This is a genomic window from Brevibacterium permense, assembly GCF_013280495.1.
GTDB classification, from domain to species: domain Bacteria; phylum Actinomycetota; class Actinomycetes; order Actinomycetales; family Brevibacteriaceae; genus Brevibacterium; species Brevibacterium permense.
In genome coordinates, this window is the sequence record NZ_JABSSX010000004.1 from 309,871 (window position 1) to 327,884 (window position 18,014).

The window sequence follows — 18,014 nt, forward strand, 5'->3', positions numbered from 1 at the left end:
CACCGGCGCTCCGGCCTGGGCCTTTACACTGTGAGAAGCGCCCGCGCAATCCCCCGCTCGCAGCGTGGTCCGCAACTCGCGAAGGAGTGTCATTGTCACAGCACCGCCGATTCGCCCAGGTCGATGTCTTCTCTGCCGTGCCCTTCCACGGCAACCCCGTCGCGGTCATCGTCGACGCCGATGGCCTCGATGAGGAGCAGATGGCCCGCATCGCGAACTGGACGAACCTGTCCGAGACCACCTTCATCCTCCCGCCCGACGACCCCGCAGCCGACTACCGTCTGCGCATCTTCACCCCGCACCGAGAGCTGCCCTTCGCCGGCCACCCCACGCTCGGTTCGGCCGCGGCCTGGCTCGACGCCGGCGGCGCCCCGAAGCACGCGGACCGCATCGTCCAGGAGTGCGGTGCCGGTCTCGTCGACATCCGCAGATCCCCTCGCCGAGGCGGCCCGACCGACCCAGCGACAGGATCCTCCGAAACCCTCGCCTTCGCCGCGCCCGATCGCCTGCGCTCAGGACCGCTCGACGACGCGTACGTCGACCAGATCGCGGCCGCCCTCGGCGTCGATCGCTCCGAGATCCTCGGACACCAGTGGGCCGACAACGGCCCCGGCTGGGCGGCCGTGCGACTGTCCAGCGCCGACCAGGTGCTCGCGCTGACGCCCGACTTCTCGGCGATCCCCGATGCGAAGCTCGGCGTCCTCGGCGCCCACCCAGAGGGGGCAGACCACGAGTACGAGATCCGCGCCTTCGTGCCGGGAGTCGGCGTCGCCGAGGATCCGGTGACCGGCAGCCTCAACGCCTCCGTCGCCCAATGGCTCATCGGTGAGAACCTGGCCCCGAACAGCTACACCGCGACCCAGGGAACCGCGCTCGGCCGCTCCGGAGTCATCTCCATCAGCGCCGAGGACGACGAGATCTGGGTCGGCGGAGACACATACATCTGCATCCGCGGGACGGTGCACACATGAATCGACATCTCACCGAAGTGAACAAACCGAAGAAACGTCTGCGCATCTTCCACGGCCGCATGTACTTCGCCCTCCAGGCCCTCGCCGGAGCGGCATGGTGGCTGGGCACCGCGATGATTCCCGGGGTGGCGGACGCGACTCTCGGCAGCATCGACCCGCTGCTCATCGCGATCGTCGACATTCCGCTGTTCGTCATCGGTTCTGCCCTGGCCGCACTCAACTTCCGCTGGGCGGTGTGGATCGCCACCGGGTGGACCGTGCTCGTGGCGCTGGGCATGGTCATCTACGCAACCGCCACCACCGAGGCGGGACTCGGCGCCGTCCTCATGATCCTTGCCGCAATCGGCAGCCTCCTTGCCGGTGTGCTCATGATCGTCGGCCGCATCCCGTCCGAGAAGCTCCTGGTCGGACCCTTCGCGTTCCACAGTTCGCACACCCGCATCCGATCCCGCCTGCTGATGCACACCACCATCCAGATCGTCGTGTTCTGGGGCGTCTTCCTCATAATCATCCCGGTCATCATCAATGCCTTCGAAGACCGCTGGAACCTCTCCTACAAGTTCCCGATCCTCCTGGTCGTCGTCGGCTTCGCCCTGCTCGCCGTCTCCAGCGTCATCGGCGTGTGGTCGGCCCGAGCGATCGCGAACTTCGGCTCCGGCACCCCGCTGCCCTCGCAGATGGCCCACCACCTCGTCGCCCGCGGCCCCTACGCCTTCGTCCGCAATCCGATGGCCATCGCCGGCGTCGTCCAAGGCATGGCGATGGGTCTGCTCATCGGCTCGTGGCTCGTCGTCGTGTATGCGCTCATCGGCTCCCTGCTGTGGAACTGGCTCATCCTCCCCCACGAGGAGACCGACCTGATCGAACGCTTCGGCGACGAATACCGCGACTATGCCAAGCGGGTCCGCTGCTGGTGGCCGACCTTCTCGACCGCCGGATCGTCGCCCGACCTTGTCGACGAGGACTGATCGGCCTACGCTCGGTCAAGACCATCCACTCACCGAGGAGGCTGCATGGTCACGTTCACCACTGAACTCCTGGAACTCGGCAACAACGTCGGCATCGAAGTTCCCGAGGACATCGTCACGATCGAAGGCTATTCCTATCCCTCGACGAACGCGGTGATGGGTGGGAAGTACCTGCTCCCGCTCGCCAAGGAACACCGGGAGTAGATCGGTGTCGCCGGCGGTGAGACCCGCGATCGCCGGATCAGGAAGATCGTCGACTCGCTCGGCTGATCACCCTGCGTCGTGCAGGGTCACCGCATAGCCGTCGAGATCCGCGAAGGCGAAGGTCAGCCCGAAGGGGCTGGGAGCGGGCGCCCGGAGGATCTCCACCCCCGCCTCGGCGAGGGAATCATGCAGCGCCTGCGCATCATCGCACCTCAGCCACAGCGCCATCCCGTTTCCCGGACGGTCGCCGGAGTCGAGGTCGACGCCGGGCAGCGGTTCGCGCACGGCGAAGGGGATCGGCGAAGTCGTGAAGACGACCGCTCCGGGAGGAGCAGCCGGGGCACGGGTGAGGCCGAGCCGCGATTCGTAGAACTGTGCGGCCGCCTCCACGTCTCGGACCTGCAAGGCGATGAAGTCCGGACCGGTCGCTCGTGCGACGGTTCCAGCACCGGTCGATTCCGTGGTGGCCGATTCTGTGCCCATCTTCTCTGTGCTCATTGACGTGTTCATGGCGTCCTCCTCATCTCACGGCAGCTCGCCGCCTCGCGGCCGACGCCCCTGTCGGACGATGGTCACCGAGGCGCTCGGCCGGTGCATCGCGGCCCTCGAAGAAGCCGAGGACGGCTGAGGGCCGGGAGACCGGGGCCCCGGACTGACCTGATCGGACCTACACCGGCGCGAGTTCCTTTTCGGATTCCCGCCTCGACGGCCCCTTCGGCCATGCGGCCAGGCAGCACAGGCCGAGGAGCGCGCCGATGCCGGCGCCGAGAGTGTTCGTGACGAGGTCGCTGAGCGTGGCGAAGCGGGACTGAGTGAGCACGGTGCCCTGGAAGATCTCAATGGCGGCGCTGAAACCCGCCCCGAAGAGGAATCCGAGCCACCAGCGTCGCCGTCCGAAGTGCAGGGCCGCGAGGAAGCCGAAGGGAATGAACATCGCCACATTGCCGAGCTTCTCGACCCGTTCATAGGTCAGCCAGGCGGTTTCCCGGTGAGCGGCGAAGAGGTCGAGTGCGTGCCCGATGAGAGTGTCCGGGCCGGTGCCCATCTGCTGCGGGGTCAGCGTGATGGCGGCGATGAAGAGTGTGTAGAGGACGAGAAGGGCCAGCGGCGCACCGACTGTGCGCTGATCACGATCGGTCATCACCGACCAACTTACGACCGATTCCTGGGCACATCCTCAGATGCGGATATGAACCGGCTCACACCGGACCTCAGCCACTCTCACCGAACCTCATGGTCGACGGGGACTCTGTCCATCCTCGGTGGCCAGATCTTCATGACGATGAGTCCGACCACCGATCCGATGCCGGCACCGAGGCTGTTCGTGACGAGATCACTGATCGTGGCGAAGCGCGTGGGTGAGAGCAGGGTCGCCTGAGTTCCCTCGATGAGGCAGGTGAACGCGATGCCTGCGACCCAGCCGACCCACCAGCGGCTGCGGCCGCACTGGAGGGCCACAAGCAGGCCGAAGGGAATGAACATTCCGACGTTCGCGAGCTTCTCGAGGATGTCAAAGCTGATCCATGCGCTCACCCGGTGGGAGGCGAGGAACTCGAGCAGTCCTGCGATGAACGACCCGGGGCCCGTGTCCAGCTGATTCGGCGTGAGCGTGACGAGGCCGATGAAGACCGTGTAGAGGATGAGCAGCGCCAGGGGCACCGTCCGCAGCTGTCGCCTCGTGCCCGTCATCGTTCCCCTGTCCTCGGCCTCCAGTCGCTCGGCCCGGTCTCATTGTGCCCGTCTGCGGCATGAGGGTCGAGGGATTCCCGCATCGATTGCGGGAATCACCCCGACCATTGCGGTCTCACGCCCGGGATTCAGACAAGCAGAATCGGACGAGCTGAATCAGGCGATTGCCTCGACGTCATCGAAGCTCGCGGTGTCGATGACGACGCGGAACTGCACGTCTCCGGCCACGACTCGGTCGTAGGCGGCGTCCGCCTCGGTGACGGGGATCGTCTCGATCTTCGCGGCGATGCCGTGTTCGGCGCAGAAGTCGAGCATCTCCTGGGTCTCGGCGATGCCGCCGATGTTCGATCCGGCGATCGCCTTGGCACCGCCGATGACGGCGCCGAAGGAGAACTCCTGCTTCTCCGGCGGGAGGCCGACGACGGCCATAACCCCGCGCGGCTTGAGCAGCCCCAGGTAACGGTTGACGGGGATGTCGGCGCTGATGGTGTTGAGGATGAGGTCGAACTCGCCGGCGTGGTCGGAGAAGAAGTTCTCGTCGGTGGTGGCGAGCATCCGCTTCGCACCGAGTTCCAGCGCCGCGGCTTCCTTCTTCAGCGTGCGCGAGAGCACGGTGACCTGCGAGCCCATGGCCGCGGCTATCTGGACACCCATGTGGCCGAGTCCACCGAGTCCGAGCACGGCGACCTGCTTGGGAGCGCCGTTCTTCAACTCAGCGGCACCCCAGCGGTTCAGCGGTGCATAGGTGGTGATGCCCGCGCACAGCAGCGGGGCGGCGACGTCGAAGTCGAGCGCATCGGGGATTCGGCAGACGAAGCGTTCGTTGACGACGACCTTCTGCGCGTATCCGCCCTGGGTGATCGTGCCGTCGACGTCTTCGGCGTTGTACGTGCCGACGCTGCCGTTCAGGCAGTTCTGCTCCTGACCGGCCCGGCATTCCTCGCATTCGCCGCAAGAGTTCACCATGCAGCCCACGCCCACGCGGTCGCCGACCTTCCAATCAGTGACATCGGAACCGACTGCCTCGACGACGCCGGCGATCTCGTGGCCGACGGTGAGCGGGAAGTGCGCCTCGCCCCATTCGTTGCGGATGGTGTGGATGTCGCTGTGGCAGATGCCTGCGGCCCTGATGTCGATGACGACGTCATCGGGTCGGGGGTCCCGGCGTTCGATCGAGGCCACGCGGAACGGCTGATCCGCTCCCGTCTTCTGCAGTGCCTTGACGCTGATGCTCATGTGATCTCCTTGGACTTGCGTATCCGTTGCTGGGCCACATCGTCCAGCGCTTGCGGCTCGCAGTCTATTCCATGCACATGGACTTATTCTTCGTGAATCCGCTCAGTCCCTTATTCGGTGCCATCGTCCCGCTCAGTCCCTCGTTCGGCCCCATCGAACGGCTCAGTCCTTGATCGCCCGCTCACCGATGCTCAGATCGAGGGGGAAATCGACGGGGGCAGCTCCGAACATCAGTCGACCCGCCGAGGCGGCCGCCGCCCTGATCGCCTCCGCCGCCGCCTCGGCCTGCTCGGTCGGGGCATGGACGATGACCTCATCGTGGAGGAAGAACACGAGGTGAGCACGGCGGGAGAACACCGGTCCCGAGGCGGCCGCCTCAGATGTGTCCTCGATCTCCGGCAGCCGCGCCAGGCGCAGCCGCAGGTCAGCCAGCCAGGCCAGCGCCCATTCGGCCGCGGTGCCCTGAACGACGAAATTGCGGGTGAATCGTCCCTGGTCACCGGCGGCCCGCCGGGCCCTCTGCTCATCGGCACCGGTGGCATCGAAGCGGTTCGCGGCCCTCTGCAGTCTCTGCCACCCTTCGCCAGGAGGTGGGGAGGTCCGCCCCAACCAGGTGGACACGACTCCTCCCTGTCGTCCCGCCTCGGCGGCGGAATCGACGAGGTGCATGGCGGCGGGGAAGTTCTGCCGCAGACGCGGCACCAGGGCTCCGGCCTCCCCGGTCGTCGACCCGTACATCGCCCCGAGCACCGCGATCTTCGCCTCTTGCCGGGTGGCCACGACGCCGGCGTCGACGAGCCCGGAGTAGAGATCGCGGCCGAATCCGGCCGCGGCCATCGCCCGGTCTCCGGACATGGCGGCGAGCGCACGGGGTTCGAGCTGGGCGACATCGGCGGAGACGAGCCGCCATCCCTCGTCGGCACGCAGGGCCGGACGCAGCTGCCGCGGGATCTGCAGGGCCCCTCCCCCGCTGGCCGCCCACCGTCCGGTGACGACTCCGCCGGGCACATAGACCGGACGGTAGCGGCCTTCATCGACCCATTCATCGAGCCAATGCCACCCGTTGGCACTCAGCAGCCGCGCCATCTTCTTGTACTCGAGCAGGGGCGCGATCGCCGGATGTTCACTCCTCTGCAGCTCCCATTTCGAGGTCGAGGCGACATTGATGCCGGCATTGCGCAGCGACGCGAGCAGCCGGTTCGGCGAATCGAGGTTGACCCGCGGATCCTCGAGGGCCGCGCGGACTTCCTCGGCCTTGGACAGCATCTTCTGAGGCTTCCCGTCGCGGATCGGCCGGGGACCGAGCAGTTCGGTCAGTATCCGATCGTGTTCGGCTTCGTCCCAGGGCACCCCCGCCGCACGCATCTCTGCGGCGACGAGTCCTCCCGCCGATTCCGCGGCCAGCAGCAGCCTCAGGCGTCCCGGATCGCTCGCGGTCTCGATCGCCGCGGTCTGCCGGGCATGTTCAGCCAGGGCCGACTCGAGATCGTGCGGAACCTGTGGGATGAATCCTCGCCCGGCATCGACGTCGAAGAGAGCGGCCGCCTGTTCGGGTGCGGCAGCGTCGGCGGGCGCGGCGTCCCATTCAGAGGCTGTGCGCACCGCCTCCGGTGCGGTGACGAGCTCGGAGCGGGCGAGGATCGCATGAGCCAAGCGCAGATCGTGGCAGCGCTCAAGACTCGCCCGGGCGGCCAACAGCGGCGGGCACCATTTCGCGGTATCGCTGAGGACCCAGCGAGGGCGGGCCCCGCCCGGCTCGCTCGGATCTACCCCGGCCCCGTCCTCACGGTCACGGACGAAATCGGGCAGGTCCGCCTCGGCGAGGTCGATCCGACCGATCTCCCGACCTGCGCTGTCAAGGTCGACGATCCCGATCCGCTGCCCCTCGAACCCGGTTCCGGGCACGGTTCCGAGCACGCAGGCGGTGGGCCGCTGAACGGGGGCGGAGGTCATGGATCCAGCCTACGCCGCAGGCTCGCTCGGACAGCCGCTCAGACGATCTCCCGCTCGCCTGTCCGCACCCTGACCCTGACCGCCTGCGGCGAACGTGATCCTGGTAACGTCGTGAGCGAATTCCGGGTGCCGAACTCCGCTCGAAAGGTCAGACGCAACATGGACGTTGTCTCCTCCCTCATCTCCGCTCTGCCGGCCACGGCCGTCATCACCGATCCCGATTCGATGGACGCCTACCGGTGGGACCGTGCGCACGACCCCGACGCCGGGGTGCCTGCCGCCGTGGTCCGCGCCACCTCCACCGAGGAGGTCCAGACGGTGGTCCGCATCGCCGCCGAGGCGAAGGTCCCGATCGTGCCCCGCGGCGCCGGATCCGGTCTGTCGGGCGGCAGCTCCGCGGTCGCCGGCGGAATCGTGCTGTCCCTGGACAAGATGCGCGAGATCAGCATCGATCCCGTCACCCGCATGGCCACGGTCCAGCCGGGCGCCTTCAACGCCGAGGTCAAGGCCGCCGCGGCCGAACACGGCCTGTGGTATCCGCCGGACCCCTCGTCCTTCGAGTTCTGCTCCATCGGCGGCAACATCGCCACGAACGCCGGCGGCTTGTGCTGCGTCAAATACGGCGTGACCACGGACTATGTGCTCGGAATGACCGTCGTCCTCGCCGACGGTCGGGCCGTGGAACTCGGCGGGCCGCGGCTCAAGGACGTCGCCGGTCTGCCGCTGACGAAGCTGTTCGTCGGCTCGGAGGGGACCTTGGGCGTGATCACCGAGGTGACCCTGCGGCTCATTCCCGCCCAGCTGCCCCCGACGACCGTCGTCGCGATGTTCCCGAAGCTCGCCGATGCCACGAACGCCGTGCTCGAGATCGCGAAGGCCATGCGCCCCTCGATGCTCGAGTTCATGGACAAGCCGTCGATCAACGCCGTCGAGGATGAGCTGAAGATGGGTCTCGACCGTGAGGCCGAGGGCATGCTCGTCATCCAGTCCGACGAGCCCGGCGAGCACTGCACTGTGCAGGCGACGATCATCGAGGAGATCTGCAACAGCAACGACGCCGCCGAGTGCTATCTCACTGCCGACCCCGATGAGGGCGAAGCCTTCGTCACGGCCCGCCGGATCGCGATCCCGGCCGTGGAGAAGAAGGGTGCTCTGCTGCTCGAGGATGTCGGCGTTCCACTGCCGAAGCTCGGCGATCTGGTCCTCGGCATTGAGAAGATCGCGGCCGACCGCGGCGTGACGATCGCCGTCATCGCGCACGCCGGCGACGGCAACACGCACCCGCTGCTCGTCCTCGATCCCAAGGATGAGGAACAGCAGAAGCGCGCGCAGATCGCCTACGGCGAGGTCATGGATCTGGCCACAGGGCTGGGCGGGACGATCACCGGTGAGCACGGCGTCGGCCGACTCAAGGCACCGTGGCTCGCGCCCTACCTCGGCGAGGACGTCATGGAGCTCAACCACCGGATCAAACAGGCCCTCGATCCGGACAACATCTTCAACCCGGGATCGGTCTACACCGGACTCGTCTGAGGCTCCGACCGTCGGGACCGGTTCGGGTGGTTCGGGACCGCCTCGGCGGTCCGGACTGGGGCCACAGCCGCCTCGGCGGAGGGGATTCGTGGAAGAATTCTGCACAGCTGTCGAATCGGCGTCGATTCGATCGTCTTCTCTGTGAGCGACCGAAATTCGGTCGCCGCACACAGAACGGAGCGAACCATGCGCTATTCACTGATCTTCCACGCACCCGAGCCCGGAGCCGACGGCCCCGCCCCCACCGAAGAGGACTTCCAGGAGATGATGCGCCTCATGGACGACTTCGGCCAGGCGCTGACCTCGGCCGGGGTCTTCGTCGCCTGGGAGATGCTCGCACCCCATTCCGAGACGAAGACCGTGACCCGGAGGACCGGGGAGGTCGTCATCGAGGATGGGCCCTTTGCCGCGGCGAAAGAAGCCCTGGCCGGGATCGTCGTCATCGACGTTCCCGACATCGAGGCGGCCCTGGCCTGGGCCGAGAAGTTCCCCGGCACGAGCTACGGCACCATCGAGGTCCGACCCGCGGCGACCTCGTTCGTCGACGGCACCTGGACCCGACCGGGCGACGAGCCGACGCGCCCCGGCGACTGCCCGTCCCGCCCGGACGGCTCCTGATGATCGCTCGCCGATGACCGAGTCCGCCGATCCTGCCGAACGCGCGATGATCCTGTCCCAGGACGGCTGGGGCAGGATCATCGCGCTCATCGCGGCCGCCGATGGTGATATCGCCGGCGCCGAGGATGCGCTGTCCACCGCCCTCGAACGTGCCGTGACCGCGTGGCGGGCCCACGGACCGCCCGCCAATCCCGAGGGCTGGCTCTACCGGGTGGCGCTCAATGCCCGCCGGGACGTGTGGAGATCGGCGGCGGCACGGACCTCGACGCCCCTCGACGAGGAGACGATCGACCGCATCGACGGCGGCACCGACCCCGCCCATCACGACCCTGACGCCCTGCCCGACCGCCGGCTCGAACTCCTCGCCGCCTGCGCCCACCCGGACATCGATCCTCCCGCCCGGCCGCTGCTCATGCTCTCGGCGGTGATGGGGATGACGGCAAAACAGATCGCCGCGGCCATGGCCCTGCCCGTCGCCACCGTCTCTGCCCGTCTGACCAGGGCGAAGAAGCGCATTGCCGGTCTCGGTGTCGCCTTCGGCAGTCCCGACCGTCTCGACCTCGAGTCCCGTCTGCCCGATGTGTTTGAGACGATCTACGGGGCATTCGCCATCGAATGGGCTCAGGCGGCCGCGCAGCCACGGGAGGGCATGATCGGCGAGGCCCTGTACCTGTCCCGCCTCGTGGCCGAACTCTGCCCCGGTGACGGCGAATCCCACGGGCTGGCCGCCCTCATCCACCTCTCCGCCGCCCGGTTCCCCGCTCGTCGCAGCGGCGACGGACGATTCGTCCCCCTGACCGACCAGTACCCGGACCGCTGGGACGGAACACTCACCGAGGCGGGCGAGCGCCACCTCGCCTGGGTCCACCGCTGCGGACACGTCGGCCGATTCGGGCTCGAGGCGGCCATCCAACTCCTCCATATGGCCGGAATCCGCACCGGATCCACGGATTGGCCGATGCTGCTGCGCCTCCACGACGACCTCGCGCAGGTAGCACCAAGCCTCGGCGGGTCGGTCTCACGGGCCGCCATCCTCGCCGAAGTCGAGGGCCCCGAGACGGGACTGGCAGCACTCGACGCGCTCGCTGCCGACTCGCCTCGTCTCTCCGCCTTCCAACCCGCCTGGGTGCTGCGGGCTCACTTGCTCACCCGGCTCGGCCGCACAGACGAGGCGGCCACCGCCCGCCGGCGGGCGCTCGACCTGACCACCGACCCGGCCGAACGCGAGTACCTCTCGGTAGGACTCACCTGAGACGGACGTCACCTCGTCTTCGGGATGGGCGGGGGTACGGCATATGATGGTGAAATCAATCCACAGACTCCGAAACCATTCTGCATGCACAATTCCTCTCAGACCGAACCCGCCCAGGGCACGTCCCAGGGCTTCGCCCACGCAAAGGCGATCCTGTTCGGCGAACACGCGGTTGTCTACGGCTCTCCGGCCGTCGCAGTGCCACTGCACGGGCTCGGAGTCCAGACCGACATCCGCCGGTCCCCGCATCAGGAGACCCGGATCGAGAGCCAGCTGTTCTCCGGAAATGCGCAGACCGCTCCGGAGCCGATGGGCCCCGTCGTCGCCGGTCTCAACGCCGCATTGAAGGCCGTGGGAAATCCCGATGCCGAGGTGGAGCTGCTCATCCGTTCGGCGATCCCCCACAGTCGCGGCCTGGGTTCGAGTGCAGCCGTGGCCACCTCCGTGGCCCGCGCGGTCGCGAACCTGCATGCGACGGTCTTCGACGAGAACACCCTCCACGAGATCGTGCAGGCAGCCGAAACCGTCGCCCATGGCCGACCCAGCGGAATCGATGCCTGGGCCGTGGCCAAACCCGCCCCCATCCGCTTCCAGACCGGGTGCGCCCAGACCATCGACGTCGGTCAGCGCCTCGTCTTCGTCCTCGCGGACTCCGGTCATCACGGGTCCACCGCCGAGGCGGTCGGCGGGGTCCGTGCCCGCCGTGACGCCGATCCTGTGCGCATCGGGGGGATGATCGACCGTCTGGCCGAAATCACCGATTCCGCCGTCGACAACATCCGCTCCGGTGATCGTGGGGCGATCGGCACGCTGATGAACGAAGCCCATGGACTGCTCGGCAGCCTCGGCGTGTCGACCCCGACTCTCGATTCCCTCGTGGATGCCGCCACGGCGGCCGGAGCCTGGGGTGCCAAACTCACCGGCGGCGGACTCGGCGGCTGCGTGCTGGCCCTGGCCGAGGACGATGATTCGGCCGAGGAGCTCGCCGAGGCCCTGCGGAAGGCGGGAGCACCCCGCACCTGGACGACGGAGGTCAGACCGACATGAGAACGACGACGGCGCGGGCCTACCCGAACATCGCCCTGGTCAAGTACTGGGGCAAGGCCGATGAGGAGCTCATCCTGCCCGCTGCGGGCAGTCTGTCGCTGACGCTGAACCATTTCGAGACCACGACCACCGTGGTGCCCGCCCCGGACGCCGAGAACGATGTCCTCGAACTCGACGGCGCACTCGCCGATGCCGGTCAGACGGACCGCATCTCCACTTTCCTCGACCATGTCCGTGGCCTGGCCGGACGCGATGATCGGGTCCTCGTCCGGTCCCGCAACTCCGTGCCCACGGGGGCGGGGCTCGCCTCCTCGGCGTCGGGCTTCGCCGCTCTGGCAATGGCCGCCGCCGCGGCTTTCGACCTCGACCTCGACGCCGAAGATCTCAGCCGGCTGGCCCGTCGCGGTTCGGGGTCGGCATGCCGCTCGATTCCCGACGGCATCGCCGTCTGGCACGCCGGCGACGACGCCTCCTCCTTCGCCGAGACCGTTCCCGCGCCGGATATGCGGATGATCATCGTCACCGTCAACCGAGCCAGGAAGGCCGTGTCCTCCCGCGAGGCGATGCGCCTGACCGCCGCCACCTCCCCGTTCTACTCCGGCTGGGTGTCCTCGACCGAGGACTACCTCGAGCAGATGGTCGCCGCGTGTGCGGCCGGGGACTTCACCCGCATCGGGGAGATCACCGAATCCCACGCCCTGCGCATGCACGGACTCATCCAGTCCACGGTGCCGCCGATCCGGTTCCTCAATCCGACCAGCCATGCGATCTTCGACGCCGTGGCCGAGGCCCGCGAGTCGGGGATCGAAGCCTATTCGACCGCCGACGCCGGCCCGAACGTCGCCGTCATCGTCCGTCCCCATGACGCCGAGGCGCTGGCCGAGAAGCTCTCCGGCTTCGGCGACGTCCGCGTCGTCGGACCGGGACCGGGAGCCCACCTGCTCACCGACGCTGACGCAGTCCCGCCCGCAGACGCAGTGAACCAGGCTGCGGGTGAGGGCAACCGGGCATGATCGAGACCCGGGCACCCGGCAAGCTGTTCATCGCCGGCGAGTACGCCGTCGTCGAGCCCGGACAGCCCGCCGTGCTCATTGCCGTCGACCGGTGCATCACCGTCCGGCTGACCGAGAGCGAAGGCGCCGGCCGCATCCATTCGAGCGAATACGGTCAGGCTCCCGTCGTGTGGCGGCGCGAAGACGATGGTGAGCACATCATCGTCGATGAGCGTCCCTTCGACTATGTGCTCTCGGCGATCTCCACCCTTGAAGAGCTGCGCTCCGACCGGGGTGCCAGCCCCCGCTACTTCGATCTCGAGATCTCCAGCGAACTCAATGACTCAGATGGCCGGAAGTTCGGACTCGGCTCCTCGGCGGCGGTGACGGTGGCGACGATCGCCGCTCTCGATGAGTTCTATCGCCTCGGGCTGACCCTGACCGAACGCTTCAAACTCGCCGTCCTGGCGACCATCGCGATCTCCACGAAGGCCTCCGGGGGCGATCTTGCCGCGAGCACCTTCGGCGGCTGGATCCGCTACTCCTCCCCTGACCGTGCAGCCCTGCACGCTCATCGCGAGGCCCACGGGGTCGTCTCCGCCATGAGCTGCTCGGAATGGGCCGGCTGCTCGGCCAGACGGGTCACACCACCGAGCTCGCTCGACCTCCTCGTCGGCTGGACCGGATCACCGGCGTCGACCGAACACCTCGTCACACGTGTCCACACCCCGCGCGAGCAGGCATCCGAATCCTCTGCCGGATCGACCGCGGCAGCGCAGAAAGCGCGCCCGCTCGTGTCCTTCGCCGCAGAGTCCCACACGCTCGTCGACGACCTGGTGGCGGCCTTCGACGCCGACGATGCCGAGGCGAGCCTGACCACGATCCGCTCCGTGCGTACCCTGCTGCGGCGACTGAGCGACTCCACGGGCAGCCTCATCGAAACCGAGGCCCTGCACGATCTGTGCGAGATCGCTGAAACCCACGGTGCCGCAGCGAAGCCCTCGGGGGCCGGCGGCGGTGACTGCGGAATCGCCCTCGCCCACTCGCACACCGAAGCACAGACCATTCTCAGCGGCTGGGAAGCCGCCGGAATCCGACCCCTGGACCTCGGTGCCCACCGAGAGGAAGGCGAGATCGATGAGTTCTGAGACCCCGGCATCCGTCGAGACACCGGAGACCAAGGCCTCACGGGCCTCCCGCAAGGACGACCACGTACGCCTCGCCTCGGCGCAGCAGACGGAAGGCCCCCGACGCACCGACTTCGACGACCTCGAATTCGTCCACCATGCGCTCTCCGGCACGAACCCCGAACTTGTCGACCTCAGCGTCGAACTGGGCGAGTGGACCTGGCCGACGCCTTTCTACGTCAACGGCATGACCGGCGGAACGGAGACCACGGCGAAGATCAACCGGGACCTGGCCATCGCCGCCGCCGAGACCGGCCTGCCCATGGCCTGCGGATCGATGAGCGTGGCCCTCGAAGACGCCGAGGCGGCGAAGGGCTTCACCGTCATCCGCGAGGAGAACCCGGACGGCTTCGTCATGGGCAACCTCGGTGCCGGTCGCAGCGCCGATGATGCCCGCCGGGCCGTCGAGCTGCTGAACGCCGATGCCCTCCAGCTGCACATCAATCCGGTGCAGGAGACCGCGATGCCCGAAGGCACCCGCGACTTCTCCACCTGGCTGTCCGGCCTCGAGGACATCGTCGCCGCCTGCCCCGTTCCCGTCGTCGTCAAGGAGGTCGGATTCGGCCTCAGCCGCCGGACGCTGCAGCTGCTCGCCGATATCGGAGTCCAGTACGCCGACGTCTCCGGCGCCGGGGGCACGGACTTCCTGCGCATCGAGAACGATCGCTCACCGGCCGAGGACTTCTCCATGCTCACCGGCTTCGGTCAGTCGGCCCTGGCCTGCCTGCTCGACGCCCCATCCGAGTGGACCACCGAGACGACGATGGACGACGGCGTCTCGAACCGCGTGCTGCTGGCCTCCGGCGGCGTGCGGAACCCCTATGATGTCGTGAAAGCACTGGCCTGCGGTGCTCGCGCCGTCGGCGTCGCCGGCACTTTCCTGCAGACCGTGCTCGACCACGGTCCGGGGGGACTGGTCGAACTCGTGCGCACCTGGCAGACTCAGACCTCGGCTCTGTTCGCCCTGCTCGGGGCGCAGCGGTCCACGGACCTCACGGCCACGGACCTGCTCACGCGGGGCCGCCTCGGCGAGTTCGCCCGCCTGCGCGGAATCGACGTCACCGCGCTCTCGCACCGATCCGACGTCCTTTCGAGGAGGAATCAGCTGTGAATCAGCAGACCACGATCACCGGGATCCCCACTACGTGGGTCGGTCCCCTGCGGGTCAGCGGCGAAGCGCTGGCGCCGAGTGGCATCCACACCGAGGTGGCCGTGCCCCTGGCGACGTACGAGACCCCGCTGTGGCCCTCCGTCGGCCGCGGGGCGTCGATCTCCCGTGAGATCGAGGGTGGGATCCGCACCGTCATCGTCGATGAGCGGATGACCCGGTCCGTGCTGTTCGTGGCCGAATCCGCGATCGGCGCTTCAGCCGCCGCGCAGGCCATCCGTCACCGCACCCGCGAACTCGAATCCGTCGTCGAGGCCGGGTCCAGCCACTGCCGGCTCATCGAGATCCACCCCGAGATCGTCGGGAACCTGCTCTTCGTCCGCTTCGCCTTCCGCACGAACGACGCCTCGGGGCACAATATGGTCACCCAGGCCTCGGATTCGCTCATGGACACCATCCTGTCCTGGCAGCTGGGCCTCGACTACGGCTCGGTGTCCGGCAACTACTGCTCGGACAAGAAGGCCACCGCGGTCAACGGGATCCTCGGACGCGGACGCAATGTCGTCGCTGAGATCGTCCTGCCCCACGAGGTCGTCGAACGTCGCCTGCGTACGAGCGCTGAGAAGATGGTCGAACTCGTCGTGCGCAAGAACCTCGTCGGATCGACGATCGCCGGCGCCCTGCGTTCGGCGAACGCCCACTATGCGAACATGCTGCTCGCCTTCTACCTGGCCACCGGTCAGGATGCGGCGAACATCGTCGAAGGCTCGCAGGGCATCACCTATGCGGAGAACCGCCCCGAGGGCCTGTACTTCTCGACGACGCTGCCGCACCTCATCGTCGGCACCGTCGGCAACGGCAAGGATCTGCCGCATGTCGACGAGGCGCTGGAGCGTCTCGGCTGCCGTGAGGATCGTGAGCCGGGAGCGAATTCGCGTCGTCTGGCCGCGCTCATGGCCGCGACCGTGCTCTGCGGTGAGCTCTCACTGCTCGCCGCTCAGACGAACCCCGGTGAGCTGATGGACACTCACCGCCAGATGGAACGCAAGGCTGATGAGCAGCGCGCTGCCGAGACTCAGCGAGAGGACGGCGAGGCCGCATGACATCACAAACTGCTGCGGGCACTGCACCGATCGGCATCGACGACATCGAACTGGCCACCAGCCATCATGTCGTCAGACTCGATGACTTCGCCGAGGCGAACGGCACCGATCCGAACAAGTTCCGCCTCGGCCTCGGCCAGGACGAGTTCAGCTTCCCGGCACCCGATGAGGATGTTGTGACCATGGCCGCCGCGGCCGCCGCACCCATCATTCAGCGCAGCGGGACCGAGGGCATCCGTACTCTGCTGTTCGCCACCGAATCGGGCACCGACCAGTCGAAGGCCGCCGGCATGGCCGTGCACTCGCTGCTCGACCTGCCGTCGCAGATGCGCGTGGTCGAGGTCAAGGAAGCGTGCTATTCGGCGACTGCGGCTCTGCAGGCCGCCGTCGGCATCGTCACGCGCTCTCCCGGCCAGCGGGTGCTCGTCATCGCCTCGGATGTCGCCCGCTACGAGCTCGACACCCCCGGCGAGCCCACGCAGGGTGCCGGTGCGGTGGCGATGCTCGTGTCCGCGGATCCGAAGCTGCTAGAGATCGAACCGGTCTCGGGTCTGAACTCGGCAGATGTCGACGACTTCTGGCGCCCGAACGACTCAACGACCGCGATCGTCGACGGGGCCCTCTCGGTCACCGCCTACCTCGATGCGCTCACCGGCGCATGGTCCGATCTGGCCGCGCAGGGCGGACCGGCCATCGCCGAGATCGACCGCGTGCTCTACCACCAGCCGTTCACGAAGATGGCGAAGAAAGCACAGGTCCACCTCGCCGGACTCACGGGTGAGGATCTCGATACGGAGATCGTCGCGGGCGCCGATGCCGGCTCTGCCGGTGCTGGCACGGCTGCCGCCAACTCGGCCGCTGCCTCGGGCCCGGCCGCTGCCGCCGGTGCCGATAACTCCGTTGCCACCGGTCCACGCGATACGGGGCTGGCCACAAGCACTCTGTACAACCGGCGCCTCGGCAATTCCTACACCGCTTCGCTCTATGCCGGACTGTGCTCACTGCTCGATCACGATGAGGATCTTGCCGGCAAGCGCATCGGACTGTTCAGCTACGGATCGGGCAGCGTCGGCGAGTTCTTCACCGCCCGCGTCGTCCCCGGCTACGAACAGCATTCGCACCGACTAACCGTCATCGAGGCCCTTGACGCGCGGGTTCCGCTCTCCATCGACGCCTATCGCGCGCTCCACGCCGCCGAGCTCTCCAGCGCCGAGGACGTCACGACCCCGAAGGTGACCGCGGGACCGTTCCGCTTCGCCGGGATCAAGGGCCGCGCCCGCCACTACGAGCGCGCCTAGCTCCCGATCCCAGCTCCTGAAGCTGGGTCCATGCCGGCTCTGCGCCGCAAATGGTACTGGTTTCTCTGAGCTGCCCACGTTCTTCCGTGTGCATCTCAGAGAAACCAGTACCATATTCGCGTTCGGCCCAGTTTGGGGCGAACAGCCCATGTTTGAAACTGGGCTGCTCAACTCAAACTGGGCCCTTCGCGAGTTTTCAACCGACAGCAGGCACGAAGAAGCCCCTCACCTCGACCCTGTCGGGACCCGGTGAGGGGCTTCTCGTTCGCTGTGCGCGAGGGGGGACTTGAACCCCCACGACCTTGCGGCCACTGGCACCTGAAGCCAGCGCGTCTACCAATTCCGCCACTCGCGCGAACAAGGTAAAACTCTAGCATCGGAGTCGTCGAAACTGAAAACCGAGGAAGCCGAATCGACGCAAACGTGTCCACCTTCACATTTTGGCCCCGCGCGGTCACTCACGCTGTGTCGCCGGCGCGGACCACGTGCATTCCGCACGGTCACTCGTCTTCGCCCTTTGCAGCCATACACCCTCGCCCCTCGCAGCCCCACGCCCTCAGCCTTCCCAGCGCCCGCCCTCGCCCCGCGCGGCCGCCCGCTCTCACCCCGCGCGGCCGCACCCGCTCGCCCCGCGCACGGGCCCACCTGCACCGCGCGCACTGCCTCGTTCTTCCCTGGACGCGCGCAGGGAATCCCGGCACAGCTTGGCCCCGCAAACACGCGTGACGTGAGTTGAGAGCCTCACCGCGTTAGGATTGGGTGTTGATGTGCCCAGAGTGCACGTGATCAGGACCACCTGGTCAGAGCGCTCAAAGATGCTAGGCGAAGAGTTCGTTCGGCAACGGCAACACCTGA

17 protein-coding genes and 1 tRNA gene are annotated in these 18,014 nt (G+C 67.7%); 12 read left to right on the top strand and 6 right to left on the bottom strand.

The features are described 5' to 3' along the window. Nucleotides 1-92: 92 nt before the first annotated feature. Genes HK353_RS08430 through HK353_RS08440 form a run of 3 tightly spaced genes read left to right on the top strand, consistent with a single transcriptional unit; the run spans nt 93 to nt 2,143 of the window. Nucleotides 93-971, top strand: coding sequence for a PhzF family phenazine biosynthesis protein (locus HK353_RS08430; RefSeq protein WP_173155128.1), 879 nt, complete (start codon nt 93-95; stop codon nt 969-971). Further along, nucleotides 968-1,939 (top strand): methyltransferase family protein, encoded by a 972-nt coding sequence (locus HK353_RS08435; RefSeq protein WP_173155130.1) that lies wholly within the window; start codon nt 968-970, stop codon nt 1,937-1,939. Before HK353_RS08430 ends, HK353_RS08435 begins: the two co-directional genes overlap by 4 nt. Before the next feature lie 45 nt (nt 1,940-1,984). Further along, entirely contained in the window at nt 1,985-2,143 is a 159-nt protein-coding gene (locus tag HK353_RS08440) for a DUF1905 domain-containing protein (RefSeq protein ID WP_173155132.1), read from the top strand. Between the two features lie 66 nt (nt 2,144-2,209). On the opposite strand, the gene HK353_RS08445 is transcribed toward HK353_RS08440, so the two are convergent. From HK353_RS08445 to HK353_RS08465, 5 genes are all read right to left on the bottom strand, one after another. Beyond that, nucleotides 2,210-2,626: a VOC family protein gene (locus HK353_RS08445; RefSeq protein WP_173155246.1), complete on the bottom strand. Its 417-nt coding sequence runs from the start codon at nt 2,624-2,626 to the stop codon at nt 2,210-2,212. A 184-nt stretch (nt 2,627-2,810) separates the two neighbouring features. Continuing rightward, nucleotides 2,811-3,284, bottom strand: a complete 474-nt coding sequence (locus HK353_RS08450; protein ID WP_173155134.1) for a VanZ family protein — start codon at nt 3,282-3,284, stop codon at nt 2,811-2,813. Nucleotides 3,285-3,364: 80 nt separating this feature from the next. Next, nucleotides 3,365-3,832: a VanZ family protein gene (locus tag HK353_RS08455; RefSeq protein WP_245395868.1), complete on the bottom strand. Its 468-nt coding sequence runs from the start codon at nt 3,830-3,832 to the stop codon at nt 3,365-3,367. 156 nt (nt 3,833-3,988) lie between these two features. Next, on the bottom strand, nt 3,989-5,068 hold the full coding sequence (locus HK353_RS08460; protein WP_173155136.1) for an NAD(P)-dependent alcohol dehydrogenase: 1,080 nt from the start codon (nt 5,066-5,068) through the stop codon (nt 3,989-3,991). Between the two features lie 162 nt (nt 5,069-5,230). Next, nucleotides 5,231-7,021 (bottom strand): bifunctional 3'-5' exonuclease/DNA polymerase, encoded by a 1,791-nt coding sequence (locus HK353_RS08465; RefSeq protein WP_173155138.1) that lies wholly within the window; start codon nt 7,019-7,021, stop codon nt 5,231-5,233. Nucleotides 7,022-7,180: 159 nt separating this feature from the next. Between HK353_RS08465 and HK353_RS08470 the strand changes: the two genes are divergently transcribed. The 9 genes from HK353_RS08470 (at nt 7,181) to HK353_RS08510 (ending at nt 17,159) form a co-directional block, all read left to right on the top strand. Next, a complete protein-coding gene (locus HK353_RS08470; RefSeq protein WP_173155140.1) occupies nt 7,181-8,554 on the top strand; it encodes an FAD-binding oxidoreductase in 1,374 nt (457 codons plus the stop codon). 186 nt (nt 8,555-8,740) lie between these two features. Further along, nucleotides 8,741-9,172, top strand: coding sequence for a YciI family protein (locus HK353_RS08475; protein ID WP_173155142.1), 432 nt, complete (start codon nt 8,741-8,743; stop codon nt 9,170-9,172). Nucleotides 9,173-9,185: 13 nt separating this feature from the next. Beyond that, the gene (locus HK353_RS08480; RefSeq protein WP_173155144.1) at nt 9,186-10,424 is read left to right on the top strand and encodes an RNA polymerase sigma factor; all 1,239 of its coding nucleotides are present in this window, start codon (nt 9,186-9,188) and stop codon (nt 10,422-10,424) included. A gap of 84 nt (nt 10,425-10,508) precedes the next feature. Further along, entirely contained in the window at nt 10,509-11,471 is a 963-nt protein-coding gene (gene mvk / locus HK353_RS08485; RefSeq protein ID WP_173155146.1) for a mevalonate kinase, read from the top strand. Beyond that, nucleotides 11,468-12,484, top strand: a complete 1,017-nt coding sequence (mvaD, locus tag HK353_RS08490) for a diphosphomevalonate decarboxylase (RefSeq protein ID WP_173155148.1) — start codon at nt 11,468-11,470, stop codon at nt 12,482-12,484. The genes mvk and mvaD overlap by 4 nt, the downstream gene beginning before the upstream one ends. Next, entirely contained in the window at nt 12,481-13,611 is a 1,131-nt protein-coding gene (locus tag HK353_RS08495; RefSeq protein WP_173155150.1) for a phosphomevalonate kinase, read from the top strand. The genes mvaD and HK353_RS08495 overlap by 4 nt, the downstream gene beginning before the upstream one ends. Next, on the top strand, nt 13,601-14,761 hold the full coding sequence (gene fni, locus HK353_RS08500) for a type 2 isopentenyl-diphosphate Delta-isomerase (protein ID WP_173155152.1): 1,161 nt from the start codon (nt 13,601-13,603) through the stop codon (nt 14,759-14,761). The genes HK353_RS08495 and fni overlap by 11 nt, the downstream gene beginning before the upstream one ends. Further along, complete coding sequence (locus HK353_RS08505) at nt 14,758-15,861, top strand: hydroxymethylglutaryl-CoA reductase (RefSeq protein WP_173155154.1); 1,104 nt, start codon at nt 14,758-14,760, stop codon at nt 15,859-15,861. Before fni ends, HK353_RS08505 begins: the two co-directional genes overlap by 4 nt. Further along, nucleotides 15,858-17,159 carry a hydroxymethylglutaryl-CoA synthase family protein gene (locus HK353_RS08510; protein WP_173155156.1) on the top strand — a complete coding sequence of 434 codons (1,302 nt, stop codon included), beginning with the start codon at nt 15,858-15,860 and terminating at the stop codon, nt 17,157-17,159. The genes HK353_RS08505 and HK353_RS08510 overlap by 4 nt, the downstream gene beginning before the upstream one ends. Before the next feature lie 271 nt (nt 17,160-17,430). Here the strand turns inward: HK353_RS08510 and HK353_RS08515 are convergent. After that, a tRNA-Leu gene (locus HK353_RS08515) sits at nt 17,431-17,514 on the bottom strand. Between the last annotated feature and the right edge of the window lie 500 nt (nt 17,515-18,014).